At 63.9% G+C, this 26,019-nt stretch carries 21 protein-coding genes; 1 reads left to right on the forward strand and 20 read right to left on the reverse strand.

Features of this window, described 5'->3' with window-relative positions; translation table 11 throughout:
- Positions 1 to 121: 121 nt before the first annotated feature.
- The 3 genes from L0U81_RS09505 to L0U81_RS09515 form a co-directional block, all read right to left on the reverse strand.
- Positions 122 to 2,371 carry an ATP-dependent DNA helicase gene (locus L0U81_RS09505; protein ID WP_233802042.1) on the reverse strand — a complete coding sequence of 750 codons (2,250 nt, stop codon included), beginning with the start codon at positions 2,369 to 2,371 and terminating at the stop codon, positions 122 to 124.
- A gap of 63 nt (positions 2,372 to 2,434) precedes the next feature.
- A complete protein-coding gene (locus L0U81_RS09510) occupies positions 2,435 to 2,653 on the reverse strand; it encodes a DUF465 domain-containing protein (RefSeq protein WP_013089766.1) in 219 nt (72 codons plus the stop codon).
- Positions 2,654 to 2,801: 148 nt separating this feature from the next.
- Complete coding sequence (locus L0U81_RS09515) at positions 2,802 to 3,653, reverse strand: hypothetical protein (protein WP_442793418.1); 852 nt, start codon at positions 3,651 to 3,653, stop codon at positions 2,802 to 2,804.
- 319 nt (positions 3,654 to 3,972) lie between these two features.
- Between L0U81_RS09515 and L0U81_RS09520 the strand changes: the two genes are divergently transcribed.
- Positions 3,973 to 6,324 (forward strand): Tex family protein, encoded by a 2,352-nt coding sequence (locus tag L0U81_RS09520; protein WP_233802044.1) that lies wholly within the window; start codon positions 3,973 to 3,975, stop codon positions 6,322 to 6,324.
- A 75-nt stretch (positions 6,325 to 6,399) separates the two neighbouring features.
- Here the strand turns inward: L0U81_RS09520 and L0U81_RS09525 are convergent, their stop codons facing one another.
- The 17 genes from L0U81_RS09525 to ndk form a co-directional block, all read right to left on the reverse strand.
- Positions 6,400 to 8,286 carry a potassium transporter Kup gene (locus tag L0U81_RS09525; protein WP_233802045.1) on the reverse strand — a complete coding sequence of 629 codons (1,887 nt, stop codon included), beginning with the start codon at positions 8,284 to 8,286 and terminating at the stop codon, positions 6,400 to 6,402.
- Positions 8,287 to 8,518: 232 nt separating this feature from the next.
- A complete protein-coding gene (locus tag L0U81_RS09530; RefSeq protein ID WP_233802046.1) occupies positions 8,519 to 9,091 on the reverse strand; it encodes a phosphoribosyltransferase in 573 nt (190 codons plus the stop codon).
- Positions 9,092 to 9,109: 18 nt separating this feature from the next.
- Positions 9,110 to 10,456: an adenylosuccinate synthase gene (locus L0U81_RS09535; RefSeq protein ID WP_233802048.1), complete on the reverse strand. Its 1,347-nt coding sequence runs from the start codon at positions 10,454 to 10,456 to the stop codon at positions 9,110 to 9,112.
- Between the two features lie 118 nt (positions 10,457 to 10,574).
- Positions 10,575 to 11,726: an ATP phosphoribosyltransferase regulatory subunit gene (locus L0U81_RS09540; RefSeq protein ID WP_233802050.1), complete on the reverse strand. Its 1,152-nt coding sequence runs from the start codon at positions 11,724 to 11,726 to the stop codon at positions 10,575 to 10,577.
- A gap of 228 nt (positions 11,727 to 11,954) precedes the next feature.
- Positions 11,955 to 12,146: a DUF2065 domain-containing protein gene (locus L0U81_RS09545; protein WP_233802052.1), complete on the reverse strand. Its 192-nt coding sequence runs from the start codon at positions 12,144 to 12,146 to the stop codon at positions 11,955 to 11,957.
- A gap of 43 nt (positions 12,147 to 12,189) precedes the next feature.
- Positions 12,190 to 13,095, reverse strand: a complete 906-nt coding sequence (gene hflC / locus L0U81_RS09550) for a protease modulator HflC (RefSeq protein WP_233802054.1) — start codon at positions 13,093 to 13,095, stop codon at positions 12,190 to 12,192.
- Positions 13,096 to 13,110: 15 nt separating this feature from the next.
- Complete coding sequence (gene hflK / locus L0U81_RS09555; RefSeq protein ID WP_233802056.1) at positions 13,111 to 14,532, reverse strand: FtsH protease activity modulator HflK; 1,422 nt, start codon at positions 14,530 to 14,532, stop codon at positions 13,111 to 13,113.
- 49 nt (positions 14,533 to 14,581) lie between these two features.
- Complete coding sequence (gene hflX, locus L0U81_RS09560; RefSeq protein ID WP_233802058.1) at positions 14,582 to 15,769, reverse strand: GTPase HflX; 1,188 nt, start codon at positions 15,767 to 15,769, stop codon at positions 14,582 to 14,584.
- A 57-nt stretch (positions 15,770 to 15,826) separates the two neighbouring features.
- Positions 15,827 to 16,063, reverse strand: a complete 237-nt coding sequence (hfq, locus tag L0U81_RS09565) for an RNA chaperone Hfq (protein ID WP_006051315.1) — start codon at positions 16,061 to 16,063, stop codon at positions 15,827 to 15,829.
- 163 nt (positions 16,064 to 16,226) lie between these two features.
- Positions 16,227 to 17,564: a ribosome biogenesis GTPase Der gene (gene der / locus L0U81_RS09570; protein ID WP_233802060.1), complete on the reverse strand. Its 1,338-nt coding sequence runs from the start codon at positions 17,562 to 17,564 to the stop codon at positions 16,227 to 16,229.
- Between the two features lie 483 nt (positions 17,565 to 18,047).
- Positions 18,048 to 19,193 (reverse strand): outer membrane protein assembly factor BamB, encoded by a 1,146-nt coding sequence (bamB, locus tag L0U81_RS09575; RefSeq protein ID WP_233802062.1) that lies wholly within the window; start codon positions 19,191 to 19,193, stop codon positions 18,048 to 18,050.
- Between the two features lie 78 nt (positions 19,194 to 19,271).
- Positions 19,272 to 19,901 carry a YfgM family protein gene (locus L0U81_RS09580; protein WP_233802064.1) on the reverse strand — a complete coding sequence of 210 codons (630 nt, stop codon included), beginning with the start codon at positions 19,899 to 19,901 and terminating at the stop codon, positions 19,272 to 19,274.
- A 66-nt stretch (positions 19,902 to 19,967) separates the two neighbouring features.
- A complete protein-coding gene (hisS, locus tag L0U81_RS09585) occupies positions 19,968 to 21,308 on the reverse strand; it encodes a histidine--tRNA ligase (RefSeq protein WP_233802065.1) in 1,341 nt (446 codons plus the stop codon).
- Between the two features lie 21 nt (positions 21,309 to 21,329).
- Complete coding sequence (ispG, locus tag L0U81_RS09590; RefSeq protein WP_233802067.1) at positions 21,330 to 22,646, reverse strand: flavodoxin-dependent (E)-4-hydroxy-3-methylbut-2-enyl-diphosphate synthase; 1,317 nt, start codon at positions 22,644 to 22,646, stop codon at positions 21,330 to 21,332.
- 85 nt (positions 22,647 to 22,731) lie between these two features.
- Positions 22,732 to 23,865, reverse strand: a complete 1,134-nt coding sequence (locus L0U81_RS09595) for a helix-turn-helix domain-containing protein (RefSeq protein ID WP_233802069.1) — start codon at positions 23,863 to 23,865, stop codon at positions 22,732 to 22,734.
- 213 nt (positions 23,866 to 24,078) lie between these two features.
- Positions 24,079 to 25,230, reverse strand: a complete 1,152-nt coding sequence (rlmN, locus tag L0U81_RS09600) for a 23S rRNA (adenine(2503)-C(2))-methyltransferase RlmN (protein ID WP_233802071.1) — start codon at positions 25,228 to 25,230, stop codon at positions 24,079 to 24,081.
- A 217-nt stretch (positions 25,231 to 25,447) separates the two neighbouring features.
- The gene (ndk, locus tag L0U81_RS09605) at positions 25,448 to 25,873 is read right to left on the reverse strand and encodes a nucleoside-diphosphate kinase (protein ID WP_233802073.1); all 426 of its coding nucleotides are present in this window, start codon (positions 25,871 to 25,873) and stop codon (positions 25,448 to 25,450) included.
- Between the last annotated feature and the right edge of the window lie 146 nt (positions 25,874 to 26,019).

The raw sequence follows: 26,019 nt of genomic DNA on the forward strand, positions 1-26,019 counted from the left end.
GTTTTGCTTTTTTGGCGCGCGATTTTTCCCGCGTTGACGCCCCGATAACGGCCCCGTCGCCTGAAAAACAAAACGCCGCTTTTTATAGCGGCGTTTATTCCAGCGTACAACCTCACCCGGTTTATCGGGTGTTTGCTCGCGACACTGCGTTCTCTTCGAAGAATTCGCGGACCACGTCGATCTCCCGGGTCCGTTTGAACGGCGGCAGACTCTGCCAGATGCGGCGGCCATACGGCTTATCGACGAGACGCGTATCGCAGATCATCAGCACACCACGATCGGTCTCCGCACGAATCAGCCGCCCCGCGCCCTGCTTCAGCGTGATCACGGCCTGCGGCAGCTGGTGCACGGCGAACGGGCTCAAGCCTTTCTTCGTCAGTGCATCGAGCCGCGCGGCCAGCACGGGGTCGTCCGGTGGCGCAAACGGCAGCTTGTCGATGACCACCAGCGACAGCGCGTCGCCGCGCACGTCCACGCCCTCCCAGAAGCTCTGACTGCCGACCAGAATCGCATTGCCGTACGCGCGAAAGCGGTCGAGCAATTCGGTACGGCTCGCGTCGCCCTGCACGAGCAACGGATAGTCCCAGCCGCGCGCCTCGATCACATCGCGCAGCTTCATCGAGATGCGGTCCACCGCACGCAGCGTCGTGCACAACATGAATACGCCGCCACCGGATGCTTCGATCGCAGGCAACGCGGCATCGAACACGGCGTCGGTGAACGTCGGCGATGAGGGTTGCGGCAGGTTGCGCGGCACGTAGAGGAGCCCTTGCGTCGGATAGTCGAACGGGCTCGGCAATGTCATCGAGCGTTTCGAGTTCAGGCCCATCTGCGCGGCATAGTGCGTGAAGTCGCCGCGCACCGACAACGTCGCTGACGTGAAGATCCACGCGCGCGGCACACCGGCGCGCTGCTTTGCGAAAATCGGCGCAACCGACAGCGGCGTTTCGTGCAGTTGTACCGTGTGCGAGAACACCTCGACCCAACGCACTTTTTCGTTCGGATCGGCGCGCTCAGAGTTGGCGTCACCGTCGCGTGTGGCTACCGCGTCGCGTTCGGCGCTCGTCGGCGGCGTGGTCCAGCCGCCCAGCACGTCCTGCAACTCGCGCGCGCGACGCAGACAAGAGCCGAGCGATTCGGCTCGCTCGGCCTGCCCCGCCAACGCCGAGGCCAACGCGTCGAGCTCGGCTTCGAGCGTCTCCAGCGCGGAGAACAGCGGGTGATCATCGGGCAACTGGCCGATCGACAGACGCACCGTGTCTTCCTTGAACGCGAGGCGCACGTCGCGCGCCGCGCGCTCGAGCGTCGCGCCGAGCTTGACCCAGTCGACCGCATCGCGTGCATGGCCGAGGCCCTCGGCGATCGAATCGCGCGCGAGTTCGAGAAACTGCGCGGTCGACAACGTCTCGCCAAAAAACAGCGTAGCGGTTTCGGGCAGCTGATGCGCTTCGTCGAAGATGACCGTGTTCGCGGTCGGCAGCAGCTCGGCCATGCCGGTATCGCGCAACATGATGTCCGCGAAAAACAGGTGGTGATTGACCACCACGATATCGGCCTGCTGCGCTTCGCGGCGCGCCTGCATCACGAAGCAGTCCTTGTAATGCGGACACTCCTGGCCGAGACAGTTGTCGCGCGTCGATGTGACCATCGACCACACCTGCGCGGTCTCCGGCACACTCGCGAGTTCGGCCTTGTCGCCGGTGCGCGTGATCTTCGCGAAGCGCACGATGTCCTGCAGATACGAGGTTTCCTGGCGCGACGGCAGACGGCCGTTGTCGGCGGTACGTTGCAGGTAGTAGTGGCACAGGTAGTTCGCGCGGCCCTTCAGCATCGCGACCGACACCGGTACCGCGAGTGCGTCGCGCACGGTCGGAATGTCGCGCTGGAACAGCTGATCCTGCAGATGCTTGGTGCCGGTGGAGACGATCACCTTGCCGCCCCACAGCATGGCCGGCACGAGGTACGCATAGGTCTTGCCGGTACCGGTACCCGCTTCGACGATCAACGTGTTCTCACCGCCTTCCACGCCATCAGTTTCGGCGCTGTTCCCGCTCGACTCCGAGGCGGTATCGGCGCCCGTCTGCTGCAAGCGCCGCCCCGGGCGCTTCTGTGCCTCGAACATCGCGGGCTCGGGCATCGTGCGGCCCGACGCTTCCAGCGCCGCGGCAACCGCGCGCGCCATCTCGATCTGCGACGCACGCGGCCGATAGCCGTCGATCTGCCTCGCAAGCAGACCGTTGTCGGCGAAGATATCTTCGAGCTCGCTCGCGCGGCGCCGACTCAGCGACGCACCCGGCACCGACGCGGCCGTGCCGGATGCTGATGCGTTGCCCGGCGCGGCCCGGGATGAAGTGTCATGCGGTGAATTCAAGGCAAGCGTTCCTGCTAAGTCCGGCTCGCGCGCTGCGCGCCCGGCGCCTGCCAGGCCGCGAACTCAGGCGCGCGCGTCCGGTTCGAGCTGCAATTGCAGCAAGATGATGGTGTCCTTGACTTTGAGTTTGCGCTTTTTCAGGCGCTGCAACTCGAAGTCGTCGATGCCAGGCTCATCCGACATCCGGTCGATCAAGCGGTCGAGTCCACTATGCTCCGATTCCAGTTGCAGAATGCGGTCGCGAAGTGTGTTCGCGTCGATGACGTGATGACGATCGCGCATGCTCGCCTCCTCTGGTCGGCGGCACGAACCGCGTGCGCGCGGTCCGATGCCTGAGGTTGCTGTCCGGCTCAAAACGCATTACGGCGACTACGGCGGCCCTGGGCACGAGCGCGACGGCTCACGCTACGGCACAGCCACTACGGCACATTTACTGTTGCTCTTGTTGCTGTTTTTGCTGCTCTTCGAGTTGTTGCTGCTTCAATTCGTCCTGACGCTTCTGCTCGGCCTTCTCGGCGGCCTGCTTCTGACGCGTTTCGACATCGAGCTTATGCTGCGCGGCGTCGGCCTGCTTCCGCTCGAAATTCTCCTGCTTCTGCTGGCGCTCCGCGGCCTTTTGCGCACCCTGCTGACGCGCTTCCTCGAGCTTGCGCTGGTAATCGCTCTGCTTCTGGTCGTAAGCCTGCTGATTGGCCGCCGCCTGTGCCGGCGTAATGCCGCGCTGCGCCTGGTCGAGCGCATGCTGGCGCTGCTTTTCCTGATACGCCTGCGCATTGGCTTCGCGCTGCGGCGCCTCGGCCTCGCGCTGCGCCTGATCGAGCGCATGCTGACGCTGCTTTTCCTGATACGCCTGCTCGTTGCGCGCGTCTTCGGCGGCACGTTGCGGCGCTTCCGCCTCGCTTCGCGCGCGGCGCAATGCGGTGCGCTCGTCGCGCTCGCGGGCGCGCTGCGCGCGCTGCTCGGCGTCGAGCGCGAGCTGTTCCTTGCGGATGTCCGCCTGCACGGTGCGCATCGCGTCGCGCGCGCGGTTCAGACAGTGATTGACGAAGAAGCGGCTGTAGCAGTTGTGCTGCGCGACCGCGTATTGATAGTTGTTGTCGTCGGAGCGCTGATTGAGCACCTGTTGCCGCTCCTCGAACGATTTGTCCAGCGCGGCTGCGTCACTCGCGCTTTGGGGGCTGCCGACGGTTGCGGCAGCTTGCGGCCCCGATGCCATGCCTTGCGCGGGCGCCGCGCTCTGCGCCACCGCCGACACCGGCACGGCGAGCGCCGAAGCGATCACGCACGACACCGCGACCGACACGAGCGAACGACGGAACAAGCGCGATGAAACGAGCGGCAATTGAGACGAGCCCCGAGACGAACCCGGCAGCGATCCTGACGCCAGCGAAGTGACCAGGCGGTTGATGGACAAGGAGATTGGCAACGTCGTAGAGGGTCCACGGAACATGCCCGAAATTCTAACACCCCGCGCTTGAGCCCTTTGGCATTTATGGCAAAATGCCCCGCTCTAGCAACCTGGTCGCGGCACACGCCCGGCCTGTCCCGATTTGCCGCCCGCGCGCGGCCCATCACTGAGTCCGCAGGAACACCAAGACCTTATGACGGAAACCGTAGCACTCAAGATCGTCCAGCGCATCGCCACCGAACTGTCCGTCCAGCCGCGCCAGGTCGCGGCCGCGGTGGAACTTCTCGACGAAGGCGCGACCGTTCCGTTCATCGCCCGTTACCGCAAGGAAGTGACCGGCAATCTCGACGACACGCAACTGCGTAATCTCGAGGAACGCCTGCTGTATCTGCGCGAACTGGAAGACCGGCGCGCGGCGATCATCGCGAGCATCGAGGAACAGGGCAAGCTCACCGACGAGCTGCGCAGCGCGATCGAAGGCGCCGACAGCAAACAGGTGCTGGAAGACCTCTATCTGCCGTACAAGCCGAAGCGCCGCACGCGCGCGCAGATCGCGCGCGAAGCCGGTTTGCAACCGCTCGCCGACGCCTTGCTCGGCAATCCGCTGCTCGATCCGCAAACCGAAGCCGCCGCCTACGTGGACGCCGAAAAGGGCGTCGCTGACGTGAAGGCCGCGCTCGACGGCGCGCGCGACATCCTCTCCGAACAGTTCGGCGAAACGGCCGAGCTGCTCGGCAAGCTGCGCGACTACCTGTTCAACCAGGGCGTGGTGTCGTCGAAGGTCGTGGAAGGCAAGGAAACCGCGGAAGAAGAGAAGTTCCGCGACTACTACGACTACGCCGAAACGATCCGCACGGTGCCGTCGCATCGCGCGCTCGCGCTGTTCCGCGGCCGCAATGCCGGCGTGCTGATGATCAAGCTCGGGCTTGGCGAAGAGCTCGACGCGCAGGTGCCGCATCCGGGCGAAGCGCTGATCGCGCGGCACTTCGGCATCGCCAATCAGAACCGCCCCGCCGACAAGTGGCTCTCCGACGTATGCCGCTGGTGCTGGCGCGTGAAGGTGCAGCCGCACCTCGAAAACGAGCTGCTGACCAACCTGCGCGACGAAGCCGAACACGAAGCGATTCGCGTATTCGCGCGCAATCTGAAGGATCTGCTGCTCGCGGCGCCCGCGGGCCCGAAGGCCGTGATCGGTCTCGATCCGGGCTTACGCACCGGCGTGAAGGTGGCGGTGGTCGACCGCACCGGCAAGGTGCTCGCGACCGACACGATCTACCCGCACGAACCACGCCGCGACTGGGACGGCTCGCTCGCGAAGCTTGCGCGAATCGCCGCGCAGACGCAGGCAGAGCTGATCAGCATCGGCAACGGCACCGCATCGCGTGAGACGGACAAGCTCGCCAGCGAACTGATCGCGCGTCATCCTGAACTGAAGTTGCAGAAGATCGTCGTGTCGGAAGCGGGCGCGTCGGTGTACTCGGCGTCCGAACTCGCCGCGAAGGAATTCCCCGACATGGACGTGTCGCTGCGCGGCGCGGTATCGATTGCGCGCCGTCTGCAGGACCCGCTCGCCGAGCTCGTGAAGATCGAGCCGAAGGCGATCGGCGTCGGCCAGTATCAGCACGACGTGAACCAGCGCGAACTCGCGCGCTCGCTGGACGCGGTCGTCGAAGATTGCGTAAACGCGGTCGGCGTCGATGCGAACACGGCGTCGGTCGCCCTGCTCGCCCGCGTGTCGGGGCTCAATGCAACGCTCGCGCGCAACATCGTCGACTATCGCGATGCGAACGGGCCGTTCCCGTCGCGCGAGCATCTGCGCAAGGTCCCGCGTCTCGGTGACAAGACCTTCGAGCAGGCAGCCGGCTTCCTGCGCATCAACAACGGCGAGAATCCGCTCGACCGCTCGTCGGTGCACCCAGAAGCATATCCGGTCGTCCAGCGCATCCTCGCGAAGATCAGCAAGCAGGCCGGCGAAGTGCTCGGCAATCGCGACGCGTTGCGCGGACTGTCACCCATCGAATTCGTCGACGAACGTTTCGGTCTGCCAACCGTGCGCGACATTCTGGTCGAGCTCGAAAAGCCTGGCCGCGATCCGCGTCCCGAGTTCAAGACCGCGACGTTCCGCGAAGGTGTCGAGAAGGTCAGCGACCTGATCCCGGGCATGGTGCTCGAAGGCGTCGTGACGAACGTCGCGGCGTTCGGCGCGTTCATCGATGTCGGCGTGCATCAGGATGGTCTCGTGCACGTGTCGGCGATGTCGACGAAGTTCGTCAAGGACCCGCACGAGGTCGTGAAGGCCGGTCAGATCGTCAAGGTCAAGGTGCTCGAAGTCGACGTGAAGCGCCAGCGCATTGCGCTGACGATGCGTCTCGACGACGAACCCGGCGCGGCGGCCGCGCGCAGCGGCGGCGCAGCGCAGGAGCACGGCGGCTCGGGGGCCAACTCCAATCGCGGCGGCGCGGGACGCGGCGCGCCGCAACGCTCGCGCGAACCCGAGCCGGGTGGCGCGATGGCGGCCGCGTTTGCGAAGCTCAAGCAGAAGTAAGCGACTTACACACGCGTATAAACAAAAAGCCCACGCATTCGCGTGGGCTTTTTGTTTGCGCTTCCGCACACCCCGTCAAATCTCGATCTTCGTTCCCAGTTCCACGACCCGGTTAGCCGGGATGCTGAAGAAGTCGGTCGGCTTCGCGGCATTCTGATGCATCCACGCGAACACACGCTCGCGCCACACCGACATGCCCGGCAATTGCGTCGGCACCACCGTCTCGCGCGCGAGGAAGAACGACGTGTCCATCATTTCGAAGGTCATATCGTGCGTGCGTCCGACCTCGAGCAGCACCGCCTTGACGTCGGGTGTTTCGTTAAAGCCGTAGGCTGCCTTCACGAGATACAGGCCACCCTCCATGTCTTTCACGGTCACGCGGTCGGCATCTTTCACATACGGAATGTCGCGCGTGATGAAGGTCAGGAAAATCGTGCGCTCGTGCAGCACCTTGTTGTGCTTCAGATTGTGCAGCAGGCTCACCGGGACCAGTGCGTCGCTGCCGGTCAGATAGATCGCGGTGCCCGAGACGCGATGCGGCGGATGCGCGAGCAGGCCCTGCAGGAACGGCATCAGCGGAATGCCGTCGGCGGCCGTGCGTTCCTTCACGATCATCCTGCCCTTGAACCACGTCATCAACAGGAAGAACAGCAGGCCACCGATGCACAGCGGCAACCAGCCGCCCTCTTCGACCTTCAGCAGGTTCGCGCCGAAAAAGCCCATGTCGACCACCATGAACACGCCGATGATGAGCCCGACAAGCAGCTTGTTCCACTTCCACACTTTCACCATCACGACGCAGGCGAGAATGGTCGTGATCACCATCGTTGCCGTCACCGCGATACCGTACGCGGCCGCGAGATTGTCGGAGCTCTTGAACGCAATCACGATGCACAGAATGATGAACAGCAGCATCCAGTTCACGACTGGCACATAGATCTGTCCGATCGCGAGCTCGGACGTGTGCAGCACCTTCATGCGCGGCACGTAGCCGAGCTGGATCGCCTGGCTCGTCAGCGAGTACGCGCCCGAAATCACCGCCTGCGACGCGATCACCGTCGCCACCGTCGATAGCACGACGAGCGGCAGCAGCGCCCAGTCAGGCGCGAGCAGGAAGAACGGATTTTCGATCGCCTTCGGGTCGCGCATCAGCAGCGCGCCCTGGCCAAAGTAGTTCAGCACCAGCGACGGCATCACGAGTACGTACCACGCCATGCGGATAGGTTGCGCGCCGAAGTGCCCCATGTCCGCGTACAGCGCTTCGGCACCGGTCAGCACCAGCACGACCGAGCCGAGCACCACGTAGGCCTGCAACACGTGCGCGGCCATGAACGTGTACGCGTAGTACGGATTGAACGCACGGACGACATTCGGCGACTGCATGATGTGCCACAGGCCCAGCGCAGCGAGCACGAGGAACCACAGTGTCATGATCGGCCCGAACAGACGGCCGACAGTGGCCGTGCCGTGCCGCTGGATCCAGAACAGTACGATCAGGATCACGATGGTCAGCGGAATCACCAGATGCGACAGATGCGGCGCGGCAATCTCAAGACCTTCGACCGCCGAGATCACAGAGATCGCCGGCGTGATCACCGCGTCGCCGTAAAACATGCAGGCGCCGAAGATGCCGAGCATCATCAGAACGCCGGCCATTTTCGTCTTCTGATCTACCGAGCGCAGCGCCAGCGCCATCAGCGCGAGGACGCCGCCCTCGCCGTTGTTGTCGGCGCGCATCACGAACAGCACGTACTTGACGCTGACTACGATCACGATCGCCCAGAACAGCAGCGAGATCACGCCAAGGATCGACTGATCGGTCAACGGGATACCGTGCGACGGGCTGAACGCTTCCTTCAGCGAGTACAACGGGCTCGTGCCGATATCGCCGAACACCACTCCGATCGCGGCAATCGCAAGGGAGGGTAGCGGCTGCTTGTGTACGTGATTGTTATCTGTCATGGACGCGAGGGAATCCGTTTCCGGGCGGAAAAAACGACCGCTATTCTAAACTGCCCATCCAGCACCGCCCGCCTTGTTGTGGATACGCCACGTGGATGTCCGCGCAGTGTAGCACTGCGGTATGGACGCGTCTGCCGCGATCCCGGTGTCGCGACAGCCGCGGCGCGCGCATAAAAAACGGAGCCCATCAGGCTCCGTTTTGCGATACCGCCATGACGCGCACGGCTTCGCGTTACTTGTCCGACGACTCCTCGGCCTGCGCGATACCGCGTTTGATCCACGCACCGAGGTTGTGCGGACGCACCGTGTCCCACTCCTCGAACGGCTGATGAATCCACGGGTTGGTCGGCAGATACTGCACGTGATAATCGGGCTTAACCTTCGAGCAGCCCTTGTACCACAGCACCGCCGAGCGCACCGCGGTGATCGCCGGATAGCGGTCCTTCAGATGCTGCTGCACGCGCGCAAGCGTGACACCGGAATCGACGAGGTCGTCGACGAGCAGCACGTTGCCGTGCAGTTCGCCGCGCGTCATCGTGATGTATTGCGCGATGTCGAGTTCGCCCTGCTGCGTGCCGGCCGCCTCGCGATACGAGCTCGTTGCCAGAATCGCCAGCGGCAGATCATAGATGCGCGACAGCTGGTCGCCGACGCGCAGACCGCCGCGCGCGAGGCACAGGATCTGGTCGAACTTCCAGCCCGATTCGTGCACGGCAAGTGCAAGCACCTCGATCAGCCGGTGATATTCGTCCCAGCCAACCCACAGGTTCTTGTCGTCGTTACGCGGATCTTTCATCGCGATCATCGGTACACCTTGCATCGCTTAGACCTTGAACGGATGACGCAGCAGAATCGTTTCGTCGCGATCCGGACCGGTGGAGACCATGTCGATCGGAATGCCCGCGACTTCCTGCACGCGCGTGAGATACGCACGCGCGTTAGCGGGCAGCTTGTCCCACTCCTTGATGCCGACCGTGCTTTCCTTCCAGCCCGCGAACGTTTCGTAGACCGGCACGCAGCGCGCGACTTCCGTCGCGCCGCGCGGCAGCAGATCGACGTTCTGGCCGTCGATCGTGTAGCCGGTGCACAGCTTCACTTCGTCGAGACCGTCGAGCACGTCGAGCTTGGTCATGCACAGACCCGACACGCCGTTGATCTGGATCGAGCGGCGCAGCGCCGCGACGTCGAGCCAGCCGGTGCGGCGCGGACGGCCGGTGACCGAGCCGAATTCCTTGCCGACGGTGGCGAGTTCAAGGCCGATCGGGTCCTGGCGCGACGCATTGTCCGCGTCGTACAGCTCGCTCGGGAACGGGCCCGAACCGACGCGTGTGCAATACGCCTTGGTGATGCCGAGAATGTAGTTGAGCTTTTGCGGACCGACGCCCGCGCCTGCCGTCGCGGCACCCGCGACGCAGTTGCTTGACGTGACGAACGGATAGGTGCCGTGGTCGATGTCGAGCAGCGTGCCCTGCGCGCCTTCGAACAGCAGATTGCCGCCGTTCGCGTTGACGTCGTACAGACGGCGTGACACGTCGGTGACCATCGGCTTCAGACGGTCGGCGTAGCTCAGCATCGTGTCGAGCGTTTGCTGGAAGTCGACAGCGGCGACGCCCAGGTATTGCGTGAGCACGAAGTTGTGATAGTCGAGGTTTTCGCGCAGACGCTCGGCGAAGGCTTGCGCATCGAACAGGTCCTGCACTCGCAGGCCGCGGCGCGCCACCTTGTCCTCATAGGCCGGGCCGATGCCGCGGCCGGTCGTGCCGATCTTGCTCGCGCCACGGCGCGCTTCGCGGCCCTGGTCGATGGCGATGTGATACGGCAGGATCAGCGTGGTGGCTTCGGAAATGAACAGGCGTTTCTGGACGTCGATGCCCGCGGCTTCGAGTTCGCCGATTTCCTTGAACAGCGCTTCCGGCGACAACACGACGCCATTGCCGATATAGCACGCGACGCCGGGATGCATGATGCCCGACGGAATCAGACGCAAGATGGTTTTCTTGCCGCCGATGATTAGCGTGTGACCGGCATTGTGACCGCCCTGGAAGCGAACGACGCCCTGAGCGTGGTCCGTCAGCCAGTCGACGATCTTGCCCTTGCCCTCATCACCCCATTGGGTACCCACGACGACGACGTTGCGCCCGGGGTTCACATTCACTGCGCTGGCAGACATGTTGTTTCGTAAGCTGGTTAAAAACGTATTTTACCTAGGTTCGCGGAAGGCTCCGGAATTTTTCCGTTTCCGCTCAACGGTATGCACGTTATGTTGAGTATTGCGAGGGATGCGCGGCTCAAGCGCGCGGTTCGACTACCCACGCGCCATTGCGCTCGACCAGCACCCGGTCGAACGCGAATTCATCGAGATCATGCTTGTGGCCAGGCAGTGCCTGAATCACCACTTCACCGCCATCGCGCAATGCCGCGACCGCGATGCGCAACGCTTCGTCGTGCCGCCACGGCGCGAGGATCGCGCTGCTGCGCGCTTCGATCGGCGAGATGCGCGCGACTTCGCGCAGATCCAGCGAAAAGCCGGTTGCCGCGCGCGCGCGGCCATAGGCCTGGCCGACATGGTCGTAACGGCCGCCGCGCGCGACCGCGTTCGGCACGCCGTCCACGTACGCGGAGAACATCACGCCGCTGTGATAGGCGTAGCCGCGCAGATCGGCGAGGTCGATCATCACTTCGGCGCCGTCGACCTGGCTCGCGAGGAACGCGAGGTCGTCGAGCGCGCGGGCGATCGCCGGCGAATTCGGCAGACGCGCGCGGGCCTCTTCGAGTACCGACGCGTCGCCGTACAGCGTGGGCAGCGCACGCAGCGCATCACGAATCACCGGCGAGAATTGCGCGGTCATCTCGACGAGGCGCGGCACGTCCTTGCCGGCAAGCGCGTCGTAGAGCGCCTCGCCGAGTTCCTCGGCGGCCGGCTCGGCTTCGATCAGCGCCGCCAGCACGCCCGCGTGACACAGGTCAAGACGCACCTTCGCGAGGCCGGCGAGACGCAGCGCGTCGAGCATCAGCTGCTGGATTTCGAGGTCCGCTTCAAGGCCCGCGTGGCCGTAGATTTCCGCACCGATCTGGATCTGCTCGCGCGTCGCATGCAGGCCGCGCGGCCGCGTGTGCGCGACGTTGCCCGCATAGCAAAGACGCGTGACGCCCTGGCGGTTCAGCAGATGCGCGTCGATACGCGCGACCTGCGGCGTGATGTCGGCGCGCAGACCGAGCGTGCGGCCCGACAGCTGATCGACGAGCTTGAAGGTGCGCAGATTCAGATCATGACCGCCGCCAGTCAGCAGCGACTCGAGGTATTCGAGCAGCGGCGGCATCACCATCTCGTAGCCGTACGAGCGGAAACGGTCCAGCAAATGACGCCGCAATTCTTCGATCTTGCGGGCCTCCGACGGCAGCACGTCGGCAATATTCTCGGGAAGCAACCAGGTCGACATCGATACAGTCCTACGGCGTTGAACACGGCGTCTTGAAGCGCCGATGAATGAGTGTGAATGGCGTGCAGCGGCTTGATTCTGGCGGTGAGTACAAACGCGCGCGCCGCGTTTTGCGACGCGCGTCCGACGCGCCGCGCCCTGGCCGGACAGCCGGCGCCATGCTCGAGCGGGCAAAACACGCGGCAAGATGCGCCGGCACGCGGCGTTCGTCAGACAAGGAAGGCCGCTTCAGGTCGCGATGAACAGCAAAATCAGCCCGAGCAACATCACGATGAGCCCGCCGACGCGAATATGATGCGGCGGCCGTTCCGCTATTTTACGGAACGTGTCGCGCCAGGCGCTCGGAAAAACGAAGGGAAACATCCCCTCGATAATCAGCATCAACGCGATCGCGAGCAATAACGAACCAGCTATGTCCATGCGAGTGAAGCGGCCGCGATGCGAATGCCGCGGCCTTCGGTAATCAGCGTTTGCGCGCAGCGGGCGCGGAAGCGTCCGGGGCGGCGCCGCCGGTCGGGCTACGCATGAAGCGGAAGAACTCACTGCTGGAGTCGACCACGATCAGATCGCCCGGCTTGAAGGTCTTCCGGTACGCCTGCATGCTTTGATAAAACTGGTAGAACTGCGGGTCCTTGCCGAACGCTTCGGCGGCGATCTCCGCGGCCTTCGCATCGCCTTCGCCGCGAATGCCCTGTGCCTGCGCAAGCCCTTCTGCAAGCACCGCCTGCTGCTGCGCAAGCGCGTCCGCGCGGATCTGGTTGGCCTCGGCGGCGCCCTTCGCGCGCTCGTCGGCCGCGGCCTGCTCGCGCGCGGCAATCATCCGCTTGAATACCGAGTCGGCCACTGCCGCCGGGAAATCGACCCGCGTGAGCTGCACGTCCACCACCGACACGCCGAGCGATGCAGCGCCCTTGTCCATCGCACCGCGCGCCTCTTCAGCGACCGCCTGCTGCTTGGCAAGCGCGTCGGACAGCGTGAACTTGCCGAACGCGTCACCGAGCGCGCCGCGCGACAGCAGCGCGAGCCGGTCCGGCAGGCTCTGCAGGTCCCCCTTCGTTTCGGCGATCAACTTGAGTGGATCAGTCACGCGAAACTTGATGACCGGATTGACCAGCAGATCGGTTTTGTCGGACGTGACGTAATGGTCTTCGTCGGGTGCGTCGAGGGACTGGATGCGATTGTCGACGAGCGTGACCGTTTGCAGCGGCGGCGGCAGCTTCACGTGCAACCCCGGGCCGAGCAGCGTGGGCGCTGCGTCGCCGCGGGCGGACAGCACGGCCATATGCCGTTGATCGACGACGAACACCATCGACGATGCCGCGAACAGCACGATGACGACGGCGACGACGAGCGCAATGATTCGGTTCATATTCTGGTGCGCTCCTTATTGAACGTCTTCTTCGCGCATGCGATTGCGGAACGCTTCGCGCGAACGCAGCGACGCGGCGCTCGGCCGGCTCGCCGGCGCAGGTGCGGAAGCGGCGGGACCGGACGCCGCTTCGGCGGCAGAGGCTGCCGCAGCACCTGTCTCAGCCGCCGGCGGGGCCGATGCTGCGGCCGCGCTCGCCGCTTGCGGCGCGCTCGCCGCTTGCGGCGCGCCCGCGGCAGCGGCGCCCGAAGCGCCGGCGCCCGCCGCCGCGGCCTGGCGCTCGCGGTTCAGTTCGACGAGCCTGTCGAGCGGCAGATACAGCACGTTGTTGCCGTTCTTCGCGTCGACGAATACCTTGGTCGCGTTCGCGTAGATCTGCTGCATGGTTTCCATGTACAGGCGGAAGCGCACGACGGCCGGCGCCTTCGCGTATTGCGCGTAGACCTGCTTGAAGCGCTCGGCCTCAGCCTGCGCCTGCGCGACCGTGGTCTCGCTGTAGGTTCTGGCTTCCTCGAGCTGACGCGCGACGTCGGTTTTCGCACGCGGCAGAAGGTCGGCCGCATAAGCCTGCGCATCACGCTTCGCGCGTTCGTTTTCGTCGCGCACCTTCGCGGCGGCGTCGAATGCGGGTTGCACCTGCTCGGGCACCTGCACGCTCTGAATCGTCACGCCCGTGACGGCGAGACCGGACTGGAACTGATCGAGCGACTGCTGGATCGCCGCGATCAACTTCTGACTCAATGTTTCGTGATCCTGATCGAGGATCTCGCTGGTGCTTTGCGCACCGACGATGCCGCGCACCGCCGCCTGCGCGGCATGCATCACGCTCTGATCGGGATCGGCGCTGCGGAACAGAAAGTCGGTGGGCTTGCGAACCTGGTACTGCACGGCAAAGCGCACGTCGACGATGTCGCCGTCGCGCGTGAGCATCGACGCATCCTTCACGCTCGCGAGACGCACCACATTGCTACGGCCGATCTCGACCTGATGGATCTGCCCCACATTGACGAACTCGTGAGACTCGAACGGATACGGCAAACGCCAGTGCACACCCTGCGCCGCGGTATAGCGATACTGGCCGAACTGCAGCACGACGGCCGCCTGGCCATCCTGCACGACGAACACGCCGCTGCCGAGATAGATCGCGATCAGCACGCCGATCACGATACCCACGCCGATACGTGCGCCGCGTCCATTGTCGGGGCGGCCGCCACCGACACCGCCGCCCTTGCGCCCAAAAATCCGCGAGAGACGGCGATTGAAATCGCGCCACATTTCGTCGAGGTCGGGCGGACCTTCACCGTCGCGTGCCGGACGCTTCGGATCGTTCGGCCGTTGCCGGTCGCCATTGCCGTCGCCCCGACCCCAACGCGGATCGTTCAGTGAAAGCAAGGCGCGCATACGCAGCCAGATACTCCGCTCGTTGTAATCGTTCACCTGTATTCGTTCACCAGAGTAGACAGCGGGTCAGTGCAATTGGAACGGGTCAGTGCCCGAGTTCTGGAACCTTGTGGTCGTCGCGCAGATGCGCCGTGCGTTCAACTTCCGACGCATCGAGCGGCATCTCGGAAAGCGGTTCGGCAGTAGCGATTTCAGCGATGGCAGCGCGCAACGCATCCAGCCCCTGCCCGGTGCGCGCGCTCAAAAAGACGCGCGAAATATTACCATATTCGTCCCGCTCGACCGCGTCGCCACGGGCCGCCAGCTCTGGCACCGCATCGATTTTGTTGAACACGAGCACCTGACGGATCGTGTCCGCGCCGATGGCGTGCAACACCTCGTTGACCTGATCGATCTGGTCGAGCCGCACCGCGCTCGATGCATCCACGACGTGCAGCAGCAGGTCCGCGTGAATGGTTTCCTCGAGCGTCGCGCGAAACGCGGCGACGAGCTGGTGCGGCAGCTCGCGGATAAAACCAACGGTATCGGAGACCACCACCTGTCCCGCCTCGTCGCCCAGATACACGCGCCGCGAAGTGGTATCGAGCGTCGCGAAGAGCTGGTCGGCAGCATACGCCTGCGCCTTGGTCAGCGCGTTGAAGAGCGTCGACTTGCCCGCGTTCGTATAGCCGACGAGCGACACCGACATCGTCTGGTTGCGATTACGCGCGCGGCGTTGCGTGCCATGCTGGCGGCGCAGCTTGTCGAGGCGGATCTTGAGCGCCTTGATGCGCTCGCCGATCAGCCGGCGGTCGGTTTCGAGCTGCGTTTCACCTGGACCGCGCAAACCGATACCGCCCTTCTGACGTTCCAGGTGGGTCCATGCGCGAATCAGTCGTGTCGACAGGTATTGCAGCTGCGCGAGCTCGACCTGCAGCTTGCCTTCGTGGCTGCGCGCGCGCTGCGCGAAAATGTCGAGGATGAGACTGGTGCGATCGACCACACGCCGATTAAGCGCCCGCTCCAGATTGCGCTGCTGAGCTGGTGCCAGAGCGTGGTTGAAGATCACGAGCTCGATGTCGTTCGCTTCACACGCAAGGCGCAATTCTTCAGCCTTGCCACTACCGACGAACATCTTCGCGTCGGGACTGGAACGGCGTCCGGTGAGGGTAACTAAGGGATTCGCGCCCGCGCTTTGCGCGAGCAGGCTGAGTTCTTCGAGACTGGCTTCGAAATCGATCTTGCCGAAGTCGATGCCAACGAGTGCTGCATTGATCAAATTGGAGGGTATCAAAATGACGCGGCCGGGAGTGATCGCCGACGGGCGACGCTGTGCCGGCCGCGACGAGGGTTAGGACTGTTCGGAATCCGGGTGGAAATTCACCGGACGGGCAGGCACGACCGTCGAAATGGCGTGCTTATAGACCATCTGGGTGACCGTATTCCGGAGCAACACGACGTACTGGTCGAACGATTCGATGTTCCCTTGAAGCTTGATGCCGTTGACCAGGTAGATCGACACCGGCACATGCTCTTTACGCAGTGCGTTCAAAAACGGGTCTTGTAACAATTGCCCTTTGTTGCTCATAGCAAACTCCGTATTTTTTTGCAGGTTGACTGAATTGACGGCGAAGAAAAAGAGATCCGCCGCCAACCGCTACACTATAGCTGATTTTCATTTCGCCGCGCGGGGCCGGGCCCCGCGGCCAAACCCAGGATACATGCGGGTTTCAGACCAGCTTCAGCCTGTTTCAGCCTTTGTCCGCGTAAGGGTTTGTCGACGATCTGAACTCTATTCGCAATGGAGTCCCGGTCAGCTTGAAAGTTTCCCTGAAGCGATTTTCGAGGTAACGCTTATACGTATCCGTGATCGCATCGAGCGCATTGCCGTGAATCACGATGATCGGTGGATTCTGCCCGCCCTGGTGCGCATAGCGCAGCTTCGGCCGCACCGGACCGCGACGGCGCGGCTGCTGGAACTCGACTGCCTCGATCAGCGCGCGCGTGAGCTTCGGCGTCGGCAGCTTCGACATGGCGGCCGTGTATGCGTCGTCGACCGAACGCATCAACGGCCCGATTCCGGTCTTTTCCGCAGCGGAAATGAAATGGAATTTGGCGAAGTCCAGAAATTTTAGTTTGCGCTCGAGGTCGGCCTTGGTGCGCTCGCGCACATGCGGATCGAGACCGTCCCATTTGTTCACGCCGACCACCAGCGCGCGCCCCTGCTCGACGACGAAGCCGGCGATGTGCGCATCCTGATCCGAAATGTCCTGGCGTGCGTCGAGCAACAGGATCACCACGTTCGCATCCGAGATCGACTGCAGCGTCTTCACGACCGAAAATTTTTCGATCGCCTCGAACACCTTGCCGCGGCGGCGCAGGCCGGCCGTGTCGATCAGCGTGTACGGCTTGCCATTGCGCTCGAAATCGACGTAGATCGAGTCGCGCGTGGTGCCCGGCATGTCAAACGCGATCACACGCTCTTCGCCGACCAGCGCATTGATCAGCGTCGACTTGCCGACGTTCGGCCTGCCGACGATCGCGATCTTCACGCCGCGCGCTTCCTTGTCTTCCTCGCCCTCCTCCGGCTGACCGGCATACGCGACTTCGAGCGCTTCGTTGATCATGTCGGTGACGCCGTCACCGTGCGCCGCCGAAATCGCGCGCGGATCGCCGAGGCCGAGTTCGTAGAAGTCGGCCGCGACGTTGGTGTACTTCATCCCCTCCGCCTTGTTGATGACGAGGAAGATCGGCCGGCCGACCTTGCGCAGGTAGTCGGCGATCGACTTGTCCTGCGGAGCGAGACCATTGCGGCCGTCGACGATGAACACGACGACGTCCGACTCCTCGACCGCCTGGCGCGTCTGGCGCGCCATCTCGTGCAGGATGCCGTCTTTCGCGACCGGCTCGAAGCCGCCGGTATCGACGACGAGATACGGCCGCTCGCCAGTGCGTCCTTCGCCGTAATGGCGATCGCGCGTAAGACCGGGCAGGTCGGCAACCAGCGCGTCACGCGAGCGCGTGAGGCGGTTGAACAGCGTGGATTTCCCCACATTGGGGCGCCCGACAAGGGCAATAACGGGTTTCATCAGATGTTGTTCACGGTGAAACGCGGGATCTCAACCGATCGCGCGCGTGGCGACGCCAGGCGGCCGCCACGCGGCGGCGTTTTGACGAAATTATCACGAATTCAGCCTGCTCCGGATACGCGATCGATATGCGCATCCAGGCGGACGGGAGTAGGCGGCACAGACGCCACCGGGGGCCGTCCGCTTCAGACCGGGCTGCTCGACGGCTCGCCGGCTCGGTTTCGAGCGCGTCTTTGGTTTGCAAGGCCGCCGACGAAGCGCACGCACGGCCTTGCATGGCGGCCGGCACCTCGACACGACTTGCCGGACCCGCCCGTCCGGCGATTGATTCGATTGAGCCTGCCCCATCATGCGACGGGCAGCGTGGCAAACCGACGCGGGAGCCGCCCGTCAAGGCCGACTCAGACTTCTACTACTCAGACTTCAATTAAAAAACGCGCGGCCGGCAAAGCCGGCCTGCGCGCCAGACACCATGCGCCGCGATCAGCGCGGACGATAGCCGAACAGGCCGCCGTCGCGCGTCTGCACGACCAGCGTGTCGCCGGCCAGCACCGGCGCCGCAGTAATCGCGCTACCGTCAGTCTTCACCCGCGCGACGAGCGTGCCGTCTGCGGTCGACAGGAAATGCACGAAGCCCTGGTAGTCGCCGAACACGGCCGCGCGGCCGAGCAGCATCGGCACGCTCAGATCGCGGTTCTTCAGCGTTTCGTTCTTCCACAGCACCGTGCCGTTGTTCACGTCGAACGCGGACACAACCGACCAGTCGTCGGCGGCGACCACGCTGTGCTCATCCTGCGCGAGGCCGCTTGTGCTCGAGAACGCCTTGCCCCACAGCGCGCGGCCCGAGTTCGCATCGAAACAGCCAATCTGGCCCTGGAACGTCACCGCACAGGTCTCCGAACCGACCAGCGTAGGCGGGCCGGTCACGTCATTGATACGTTCGACCTCGGTCACACCCTTCGGATACGACACCGGCGTCTGCCAGTAGGTGTCGCCCGTCTGCAGGTTGATTGCTGCGAACGAGCCGCCCGGGAAGCCTGCCAGCACGGCTGCATCGCCCGCGAACGTCATGCCCGACGATACGCGCAGGTTCAGCGGCACCGCGCGGTTGCGGTAGTTCCACTTCTGCTCGCCGGTTTGCGCGTTGAACGCGACGATCTGACCGTCGATCGTGCGCACGATCACGAGGCCGTTGCCGACGAGCGGCGGCGAAATGATCTCGCCCGGCGCCTTCGCGGTCCACAACTGCTTGCCATCCGCGCCGAGCACGTACACATCGCCCTTCAGGCCGCCGACCGCGGTCAGCGTGCCATCGCTGCCGACACCCGCCGACAGGTCGTCATGCAGCTTGATGCGCCACACGTCCTTGCCGGTTTGCGCGTCGATCTTGGCGACCGTGCCGTTCGCGCCGGCGGCGTACACGGCATTGCCGACCGCGACCGGCGAGAACATGTAGCGGCCCGCCTTGCCGACGCTGGCCGACCAGGACTGCTGCACGTCGAGCACAGGTTTGAACTCGGTGAGCGGCGTCGGCACACGGCGCTCGTCTTTCGTGGATGAGCAAGCCGCCAGCGTGAGGACGGTCATCGCACAGATAACGGGCACGGCGTAACGTTTCAGCAGATTCATCGGTGGACGAAGCATTCAGGAAATGGATTAAGGGAGACCGTCTTGCGGTCGTGGCTCGCGGCGCGCCGCGCGGGACGCTCAGCCGCCAAGCGCATCCAGCTTGAACTGGATCAACTGGCGCGCCGAGGTGTCGCTCTTCGGCAGCGAGTCGAGCGCGAGCTTGTAGGCCGCGCGCGCGTCGTCGCGCTTGCCCTGGGCGGCGAGCAGGTCGCCGCGGCGGTCTGCCACGACGCCCTTGAAAGCATCGGATTGCGGCTCGGCCAGCAGCGCGAGGCCCTGGTCGTAAGCCTTGTCGTCGAGCAGCAGCGACGCCATGCGCAGCTTCGCGATCTGCTTGAACTCGTCGTCCTTTGCGTGATCGATCGTCCACTGCAGTTGCGCTTTCGCGCCGGCTTCGTCGCCGGCGGCGTAGAGCGCCTTGGCGGCGCCGAGCGCGGTCATCTGCGCGTAGGCGGTGCGGCCGAACTTGTCTTCCATGTCGGCGGCGACTCGCGCGATCTGCGCCTTGTCACCCGCGGCCGCAGCCTGCTGAACCTGGTCATACAGCACCGCGGCTTGCGCGGCCTGACGACGCTGCCAGAAATTCCAGCCATTCCAGCTCGCGCCTGCCAACAACACCACCAGCACGATCCACGTGGTCGCATTGCCCCACTGCTTCCACCATGCCTTCAGACTTTCAATCGATTCTTGTTCGTCGTGGTAACTCATTGCCCGGCGATTTCCTCTTTCTTGCTACGTGTATGTGTCGAGCCAGCCGGCCCGACGACATCGCGATCAGTCGTCGCCGTCTTCGGCGGATGCAACCATCGCATTGATTAGAAATTCGGTCAAGTCTTCGGCGGGCACGTTCTGTTGCTCGTTCTTACCGCCGTTGGCTTGCGTATCGCGCAGCGGTTTCACGCCGACCGTGCCGTTGGCGATCTCGTCTTCGCCGAGCACGACCGCAAACGCGGCGCCGCTGCCGTCGGCGCGCTTCATCTGCGACTTGAAGCTCGCCGACTGACCGTCCGCGCTGCAGTGCAGGATCACGTCGAGGCCCGTATCCCGCAGACGCTCGGCGATGATGAACGCCTGCTCGCGCGCGGCGTCGCCCTGATGGACGACGTACACGTCGCAGCCTTCGTCTTCAGGCACGAGCTGTTCTTCCTTCAGTAGTTCGAGAATCCGCTCGACACCCATCGCCCAGCCGCACGCGGCCGTCGGCTTGCCGCCAAGCTGCTCGATCAGCGGATCGTAGCGGCCGCCCGCCGCGACGGTGCCCTGGGCGCCGAGCTTGTCGGTCACCCACTCGAACACGGTCAGATTGTAATAATCGAGACCGCGCACGAGACGCGGGTTGATCGTGAACGGCAGGTTGTTCGCCTTCAGCAGACGCTGCAGGCCTTCGAAGTGCGCGCGCGACTCTTCGCCGAGAAAATCGATCAGCTTCGGCGCGTTCTGCGCGACTTCCTGCAACGCGGGGTTCTTAGTATCGAGCACGCGCAGCGGGTTGGTGTACAGACGACGCTTCGCGTCTTCGTCGAGCACGTCCATGTGCTTTTCGAGGTACGCGATCAGTTCTACGCGATGCGCGGCGCGCTCCTCAGCGAGGCCCAGCGAATTGATTTCGAGCTTGATGCCGGTCAGGCCGAGGTCGTCCCACAGGCGCTGGCACATCATGATGATTTCAGCGTCCGCATCCGGACCCGCGAAACCGAGCGCCTCGACGCCGACCTGATGGAACTGGCGATAACGGCCGCGCTGCGGACGCTCGTGGCGGAACATCGGACCGATGTACCACAGGCGCTTTGGCCCGTCGTACAGCATGTTGTGCTCGATCGACGCGCGCACCACCGCCGCCGTGTTTTCCGGGCGCATCGTCAGATTTTCACCATTCAATGCGTCGGTGAAGCTGTACATTTCTTTTTCGACGATGTCGGTCACTTCGCCAATACCGCGCGTGAACAGCTGCGTATGCTCGACGATCGGCGTACGGATATTCTGGTACCCGTACGAACGCAACATCGACTTGACGGTAGTTTCGAAAAATTCCCAGAGCCCGGCTTCCTGCGGAAGGATGTCGTTCATGCCCTTCACGCCGGACAGCTTCTCGAGCTTTTTCTTCTGTTCAGTCATCTGTGTTTCGATAGCCGGTATTTAGTTGAGCGCGTCGGCGCGGCCGTAGCGGCGCTCGACATAGTCGCTCACGATCTGCTGGAATTCTTGCGCGATGTTCTCGCCGCGCAGCGTCTTTACCTTCTCGCCGTCGATGAACACCGGCGCGGCCGGGTTCTCGCCCGAGCCCGGCAGGCTGATACCGATATTCGCCTGCTTCGACTCGCCTGGGCCATTGACGATGCAGCCCATCACCGCGACGTGCATCTTCTCGACGCCGGGATACTGGTCGCGCCACACCGGCATCTGCTGACGCAGATAGGTCTGGATCTGCGACGCGAGTTCCTGGAACAGCGTGCTCGTGGTGCGGCCACAGCCGGGGCACGCGATCACCATCGGCGTGAACGAGCGCAGGCCCATCGTCTGCAGGATTTCCTGGCCGACGATCACTTCGCCGGTTCGCGATGCGCCCGGTTCCGGCGTCAGCGAAATACGGATCGTGTCGCCGATACCCTGTTGCAGCAGAACCGACAGCGCTGCGGTCGACGCGACGATGCCCTTCGAGCCCATGCCGGCCTCGGTGAGGCCAAGATGCAGCGCGAAATCGCAACGGCGCGCGAGTTCGCGGTACACGGCGATCAGATCCTGCACGCCGCTGACCTTGCACGACAGAATGATCTGGTCGCGCCCGAGGCCCAGTTCGACCGCGCGTTCCGCCGAGCCGATCGCCGACTGGATCAGCGCTTCGTACATCACGCTTTGCGCTTCCCACGGTGCAGCGCGCGACGCGTTTTCGTCCATCATCTTCGCGAGCAGGTCCTGGTCGAGGCTGCCCCAGTTCACGCCGATGCGCACCGGCTTGCTGTATTTGACCGCCGTCTCGATCATCTGCGCGAACTGCGTGTCGCGCTTCGCGCCGTGCCCGACATTGCCCGGATTGATCCGGTACTTCGACAGCGATTCAGCGCAGCCCGGATAGTCGCGCAGCAGCAGGTGGCCGTTGTAATGGAAATCGCCGACGAGCGGCACCATCACGCCCATGCGGTCGAGCTGCTCGCGGACCGCCGGCACGGCAGCCGCCGCTTCCGGCGTATTCACTGTGATACGCACCAGTTCGGAACCGGCTTGCGCGAGCTCCTTGATCTGGATCGCGGTGCCGATCGCGTCGGCGGTGTCGGTGTTGGTCATCGACTGCACGCGCACCGGCGCATCGCCGCCGATGGTCACAAGCTGGCCGCCCCAGCGGACGTTGACCGCGTGCGACTTGCGCCGCATCGCGGGGCCGCCGAACACCGGCTCGTCTGAAACGATCTTGCTACAGGATTGGGATTGAGCTTCGGTTTGCATCGAAAAACCCATTTACGCCGCACGCGCTATGCAAAAACGCAGCGCCTCAATTGAAAAAGCGCCGCGGACCGGTTGGCCGCGGCGCGTACCGTATCTGTCAAGGCAGCGCAAAGCGCGCCACGTTGCCCTTGACTACCGAATATTTCGACGGATCGACCGGCTGGCCGTCGAGCGTCACCGACTCGAGACCGGCCTTGTTGCCGACGGTGACCTTAAACGGCGCAGCGCCTGTCACTTCCTTCGCGTCGCCCGCATGCACGAGGCCGGAGAACAGCTCCTTGCCGTCCTTGTCACGCACGCTGAACCAGCTGTCCTGCGTCACGCGCAGCGCAAGGACCGCCTCGCCGGGCGCTGACGTGCCCGGCGGTTCCGAGGCGTTCGTCACGACCTCCGGTGCGCTTGCGCTTGCCGTAGCTGCCTGAGCCCGAGCTTGCGAGCCGGCCTTCGGCGCCGCTGCCGGCGTTGCTGCCGTATTCGCCGCCGGCGCCGAGCCTGGTGCGGTGCCTGCGGCAAGCGGTGCGGGCATCGGCGTTACCGTCGCAGAAGCCGCATTGTCCGCGCTCGCCGCATTGTCCGCCGTGGCTGCGGCCTCCGGCGCCGATGCGCCGTCTGGCGCCGGTGTCGTCGGACCTTGCGCGACCGCGCCCGATGCCGCCGTGTCGCTGCTTGTCGAGCTATTCGCGCTTGCCTTCAGGCGCGCGAGCCATGCTGACGAATCGCCGCCGTTGGTGCGCCACATGCTCAGCGCAATGACCGCAACGATGATCGCAGCAATGCCCCACAGCCACGAACGGCTCTTGTGCCCGCTGTCGCCGAGCGACAGCGAAACCTTGCCGCGCGGCAGATCCTTGCCGGATGACGCCGGCATCGACAGATTCGGTGCCGGCACCCCCTTCTCGCGACGCAGCGCCGCCGTAAAAGGCGCCGGATCGGCACCAAGCATTTTCGCGTAGCTGCGCACGACACCGAGTGCGAACGTCGTGTCCGGCAGATGGCTGATGTCGCCCGCCTCGAGCGCTCTCAGCTTGACGACCGACACTTTCAGCCGCGCCGACACGTCTTCGATCGTCCAGCCCTTCGACTCGCGCAACTGGGTCAAACGCGCACCAACCGCCGCCAACGAATCGAGGGCCGGCTGCACGACAGGCTGGACCACCGCCCGAGCTACGGGTGCCGGATGGCCGTCGTTCCTGTCTGTCTGATGCGGCTGCGGGTGCTGCGGCTCACTCATCCCAAATCCTTTCCCGTCGATTCTTTTAATCGTGCGACCGGACGGGCTCGAGCCTCACGTCCGAATCGCAGACCGTTTATAACAAAATGTGCGGCTTTGTGTGCCGCTCCCGATCGATTCTGCAAACTTTCTTTTCAACCGGCGGTGCCATGGGGGCATTTTTGCGCTCGCGGCGCTTTTCGCCGAAAGCCGACGCCCTGCTGTCCTGCGCAATTACACGGCGCGAACCTCGATCACCTTGGCCGCCTTCCCGGTGCGCTCAGCGAGACGCGTGCGGTCTTTCACCGCGCCGGCCAGCTGACCGCAGGCAGCATCGATATCGTCGCCGCGGGTCTTGCGCACGGTGGTGACGACGCCCGCGTCCATCAACACCTGCGCAAACCGCTTGATCTGTTCCTGCTTCGAGCGGATGAGGCCCGATTCGGGGAACGGATTGAACGGAATCAGATTAAATTTGCACGGCACGTCGCGCGTGACGGCCAGCAGCTCACGCGCGTGCGCCTCGCTGTCGTTCACGCCATCGAGCATGCAGTATTCGAACGTAATGAAATCGCGCGGCGCTACTTTCAGATAGCGCTCGCAGGCCGCCATCAGCTCGCGCAGCGGATACTTCTTATTCAGCGGCACCAACTCGTCGCGCAACGCGTCGTTCGGCGCGTGCAGCGACACCGCGAGCGCGACCGGCAGATCGGCGCCGAGCCGGTCCATCATCGGCACGACACCCGAGGTGGACAGCGTGACACGCCGGCGCGAAAGGCCGTACGCGTTGTCGTCGAGCATCAGACGCATGGCCGGCACAACCGCGTCGTAATTGAGCAGCGGCTCGCCCATGCCCATCATCACGACGTTCGTGACGACGCGCTCACCCTTGCCGTCGCCGCCCATGGCGCGGCCGCCTGCATCGCCGCGCGACGCGCGCAGCGCAAACTCGGCCATGCGCAACTGGCCGATGATTTCGCCGGTGGTGAGATTGCGGGAGAACCCCTGCTTGCCGGTCGAACAGAACCGGCAGTTGACCGCGCACCCGGCCTGCGACGACACGCAAAGCGTACCGCGCGTTTCTTCGGGAATGTACACGGTTTCAACGGCGTTGCCGTTGCCGACGTCGATCAGCCACTTGCGCGTGCCGTCCGACGAAATATGGTCGCTGACGACGCCCGGCATCGTGATCGCGGCGCGTCCCTTGAGCTTTTCGCGCAAGGACTTCGCGAGATCGGTCATGCCGTCGAAGTCGGCAGCGTTGTATTGGTGGATCCAGCGCTGCAATTGCTTGGCGCGAAACGGTTTCTCGCCCAGGCTGTCGCAGTAGGCGACGAGCCCTTGGGCGTCGAGGTCGAGAAGGTTGACGGAGGGACTGCTCGTCATATCGAATCCTGCCATTTCAGTGCGAGACTACGTTCATGCAACAAGCTGCATGAACGCCATGCCGTTCGCGCCCATTCCTGCTGCTTTTACCTTACTACTTTGCCGCGACCCGCGCGCGATTCATGCGATAAAACAATTCGGCCGCACAAAATACACCACGCGAAAGACGGCTTACGATGCGCGACCGAGGTCAGCGCCTGACCTCAGTGCAAGGCGCTTAGCGCGAGTAGACGTTGACTTCGGGGAAGAAGAACGCGATTTCAACAGCTGCCGTTTCCGCTGCGTCCGAGCCGTGCACTGCGTTGGCGTCGATGCTGTCGGCAAAGTCGGCGCGGATCGTGCCCTTCTCTGCCTTCTTCGGGTCCGTCGCACCCATCAGGTCACGATGCTTCAGGATCGCGTTTTCGCCTTCCAGCGCTTGCACGACCACCGGGCCCGAAATCATGAAGTCGACGAGGTCCTTGAAGAACGGACGTGCCGCGTGCACAGCGTAGAACTTCTCGGCGTCAGCGCGCGACAGCTGAACCATGCGCGATGCCACGATCTTCAGACCAGCGTTTTCAAAACGGGTGTAGATCTGGCCGATCACGTTCTTGGCCACTGCGTCCGGCTTGATAATCGACAGGGTGCGTTCGATCGCCATAAAAACTCCAAAAAATTAAGAGGTTACAGATTCAAATGAATCCGCAATTGTAGCATATTCCCGTATATCATTGCGATTGATCCCTTACAATACCGAAAGAATCGAAGCAAAGGGCGCAAAATACTGGTAGCGTAGGCCATGTGGGC

The organism is Paraburkholderia sp. HP33-1, from assembly GCF_021390595.1.
GTDB lineage: Bacteria > Pseudomonadota > Gammaproteobacteria > Burkholderiales > Burkholderiaceae > Paraburkholderia.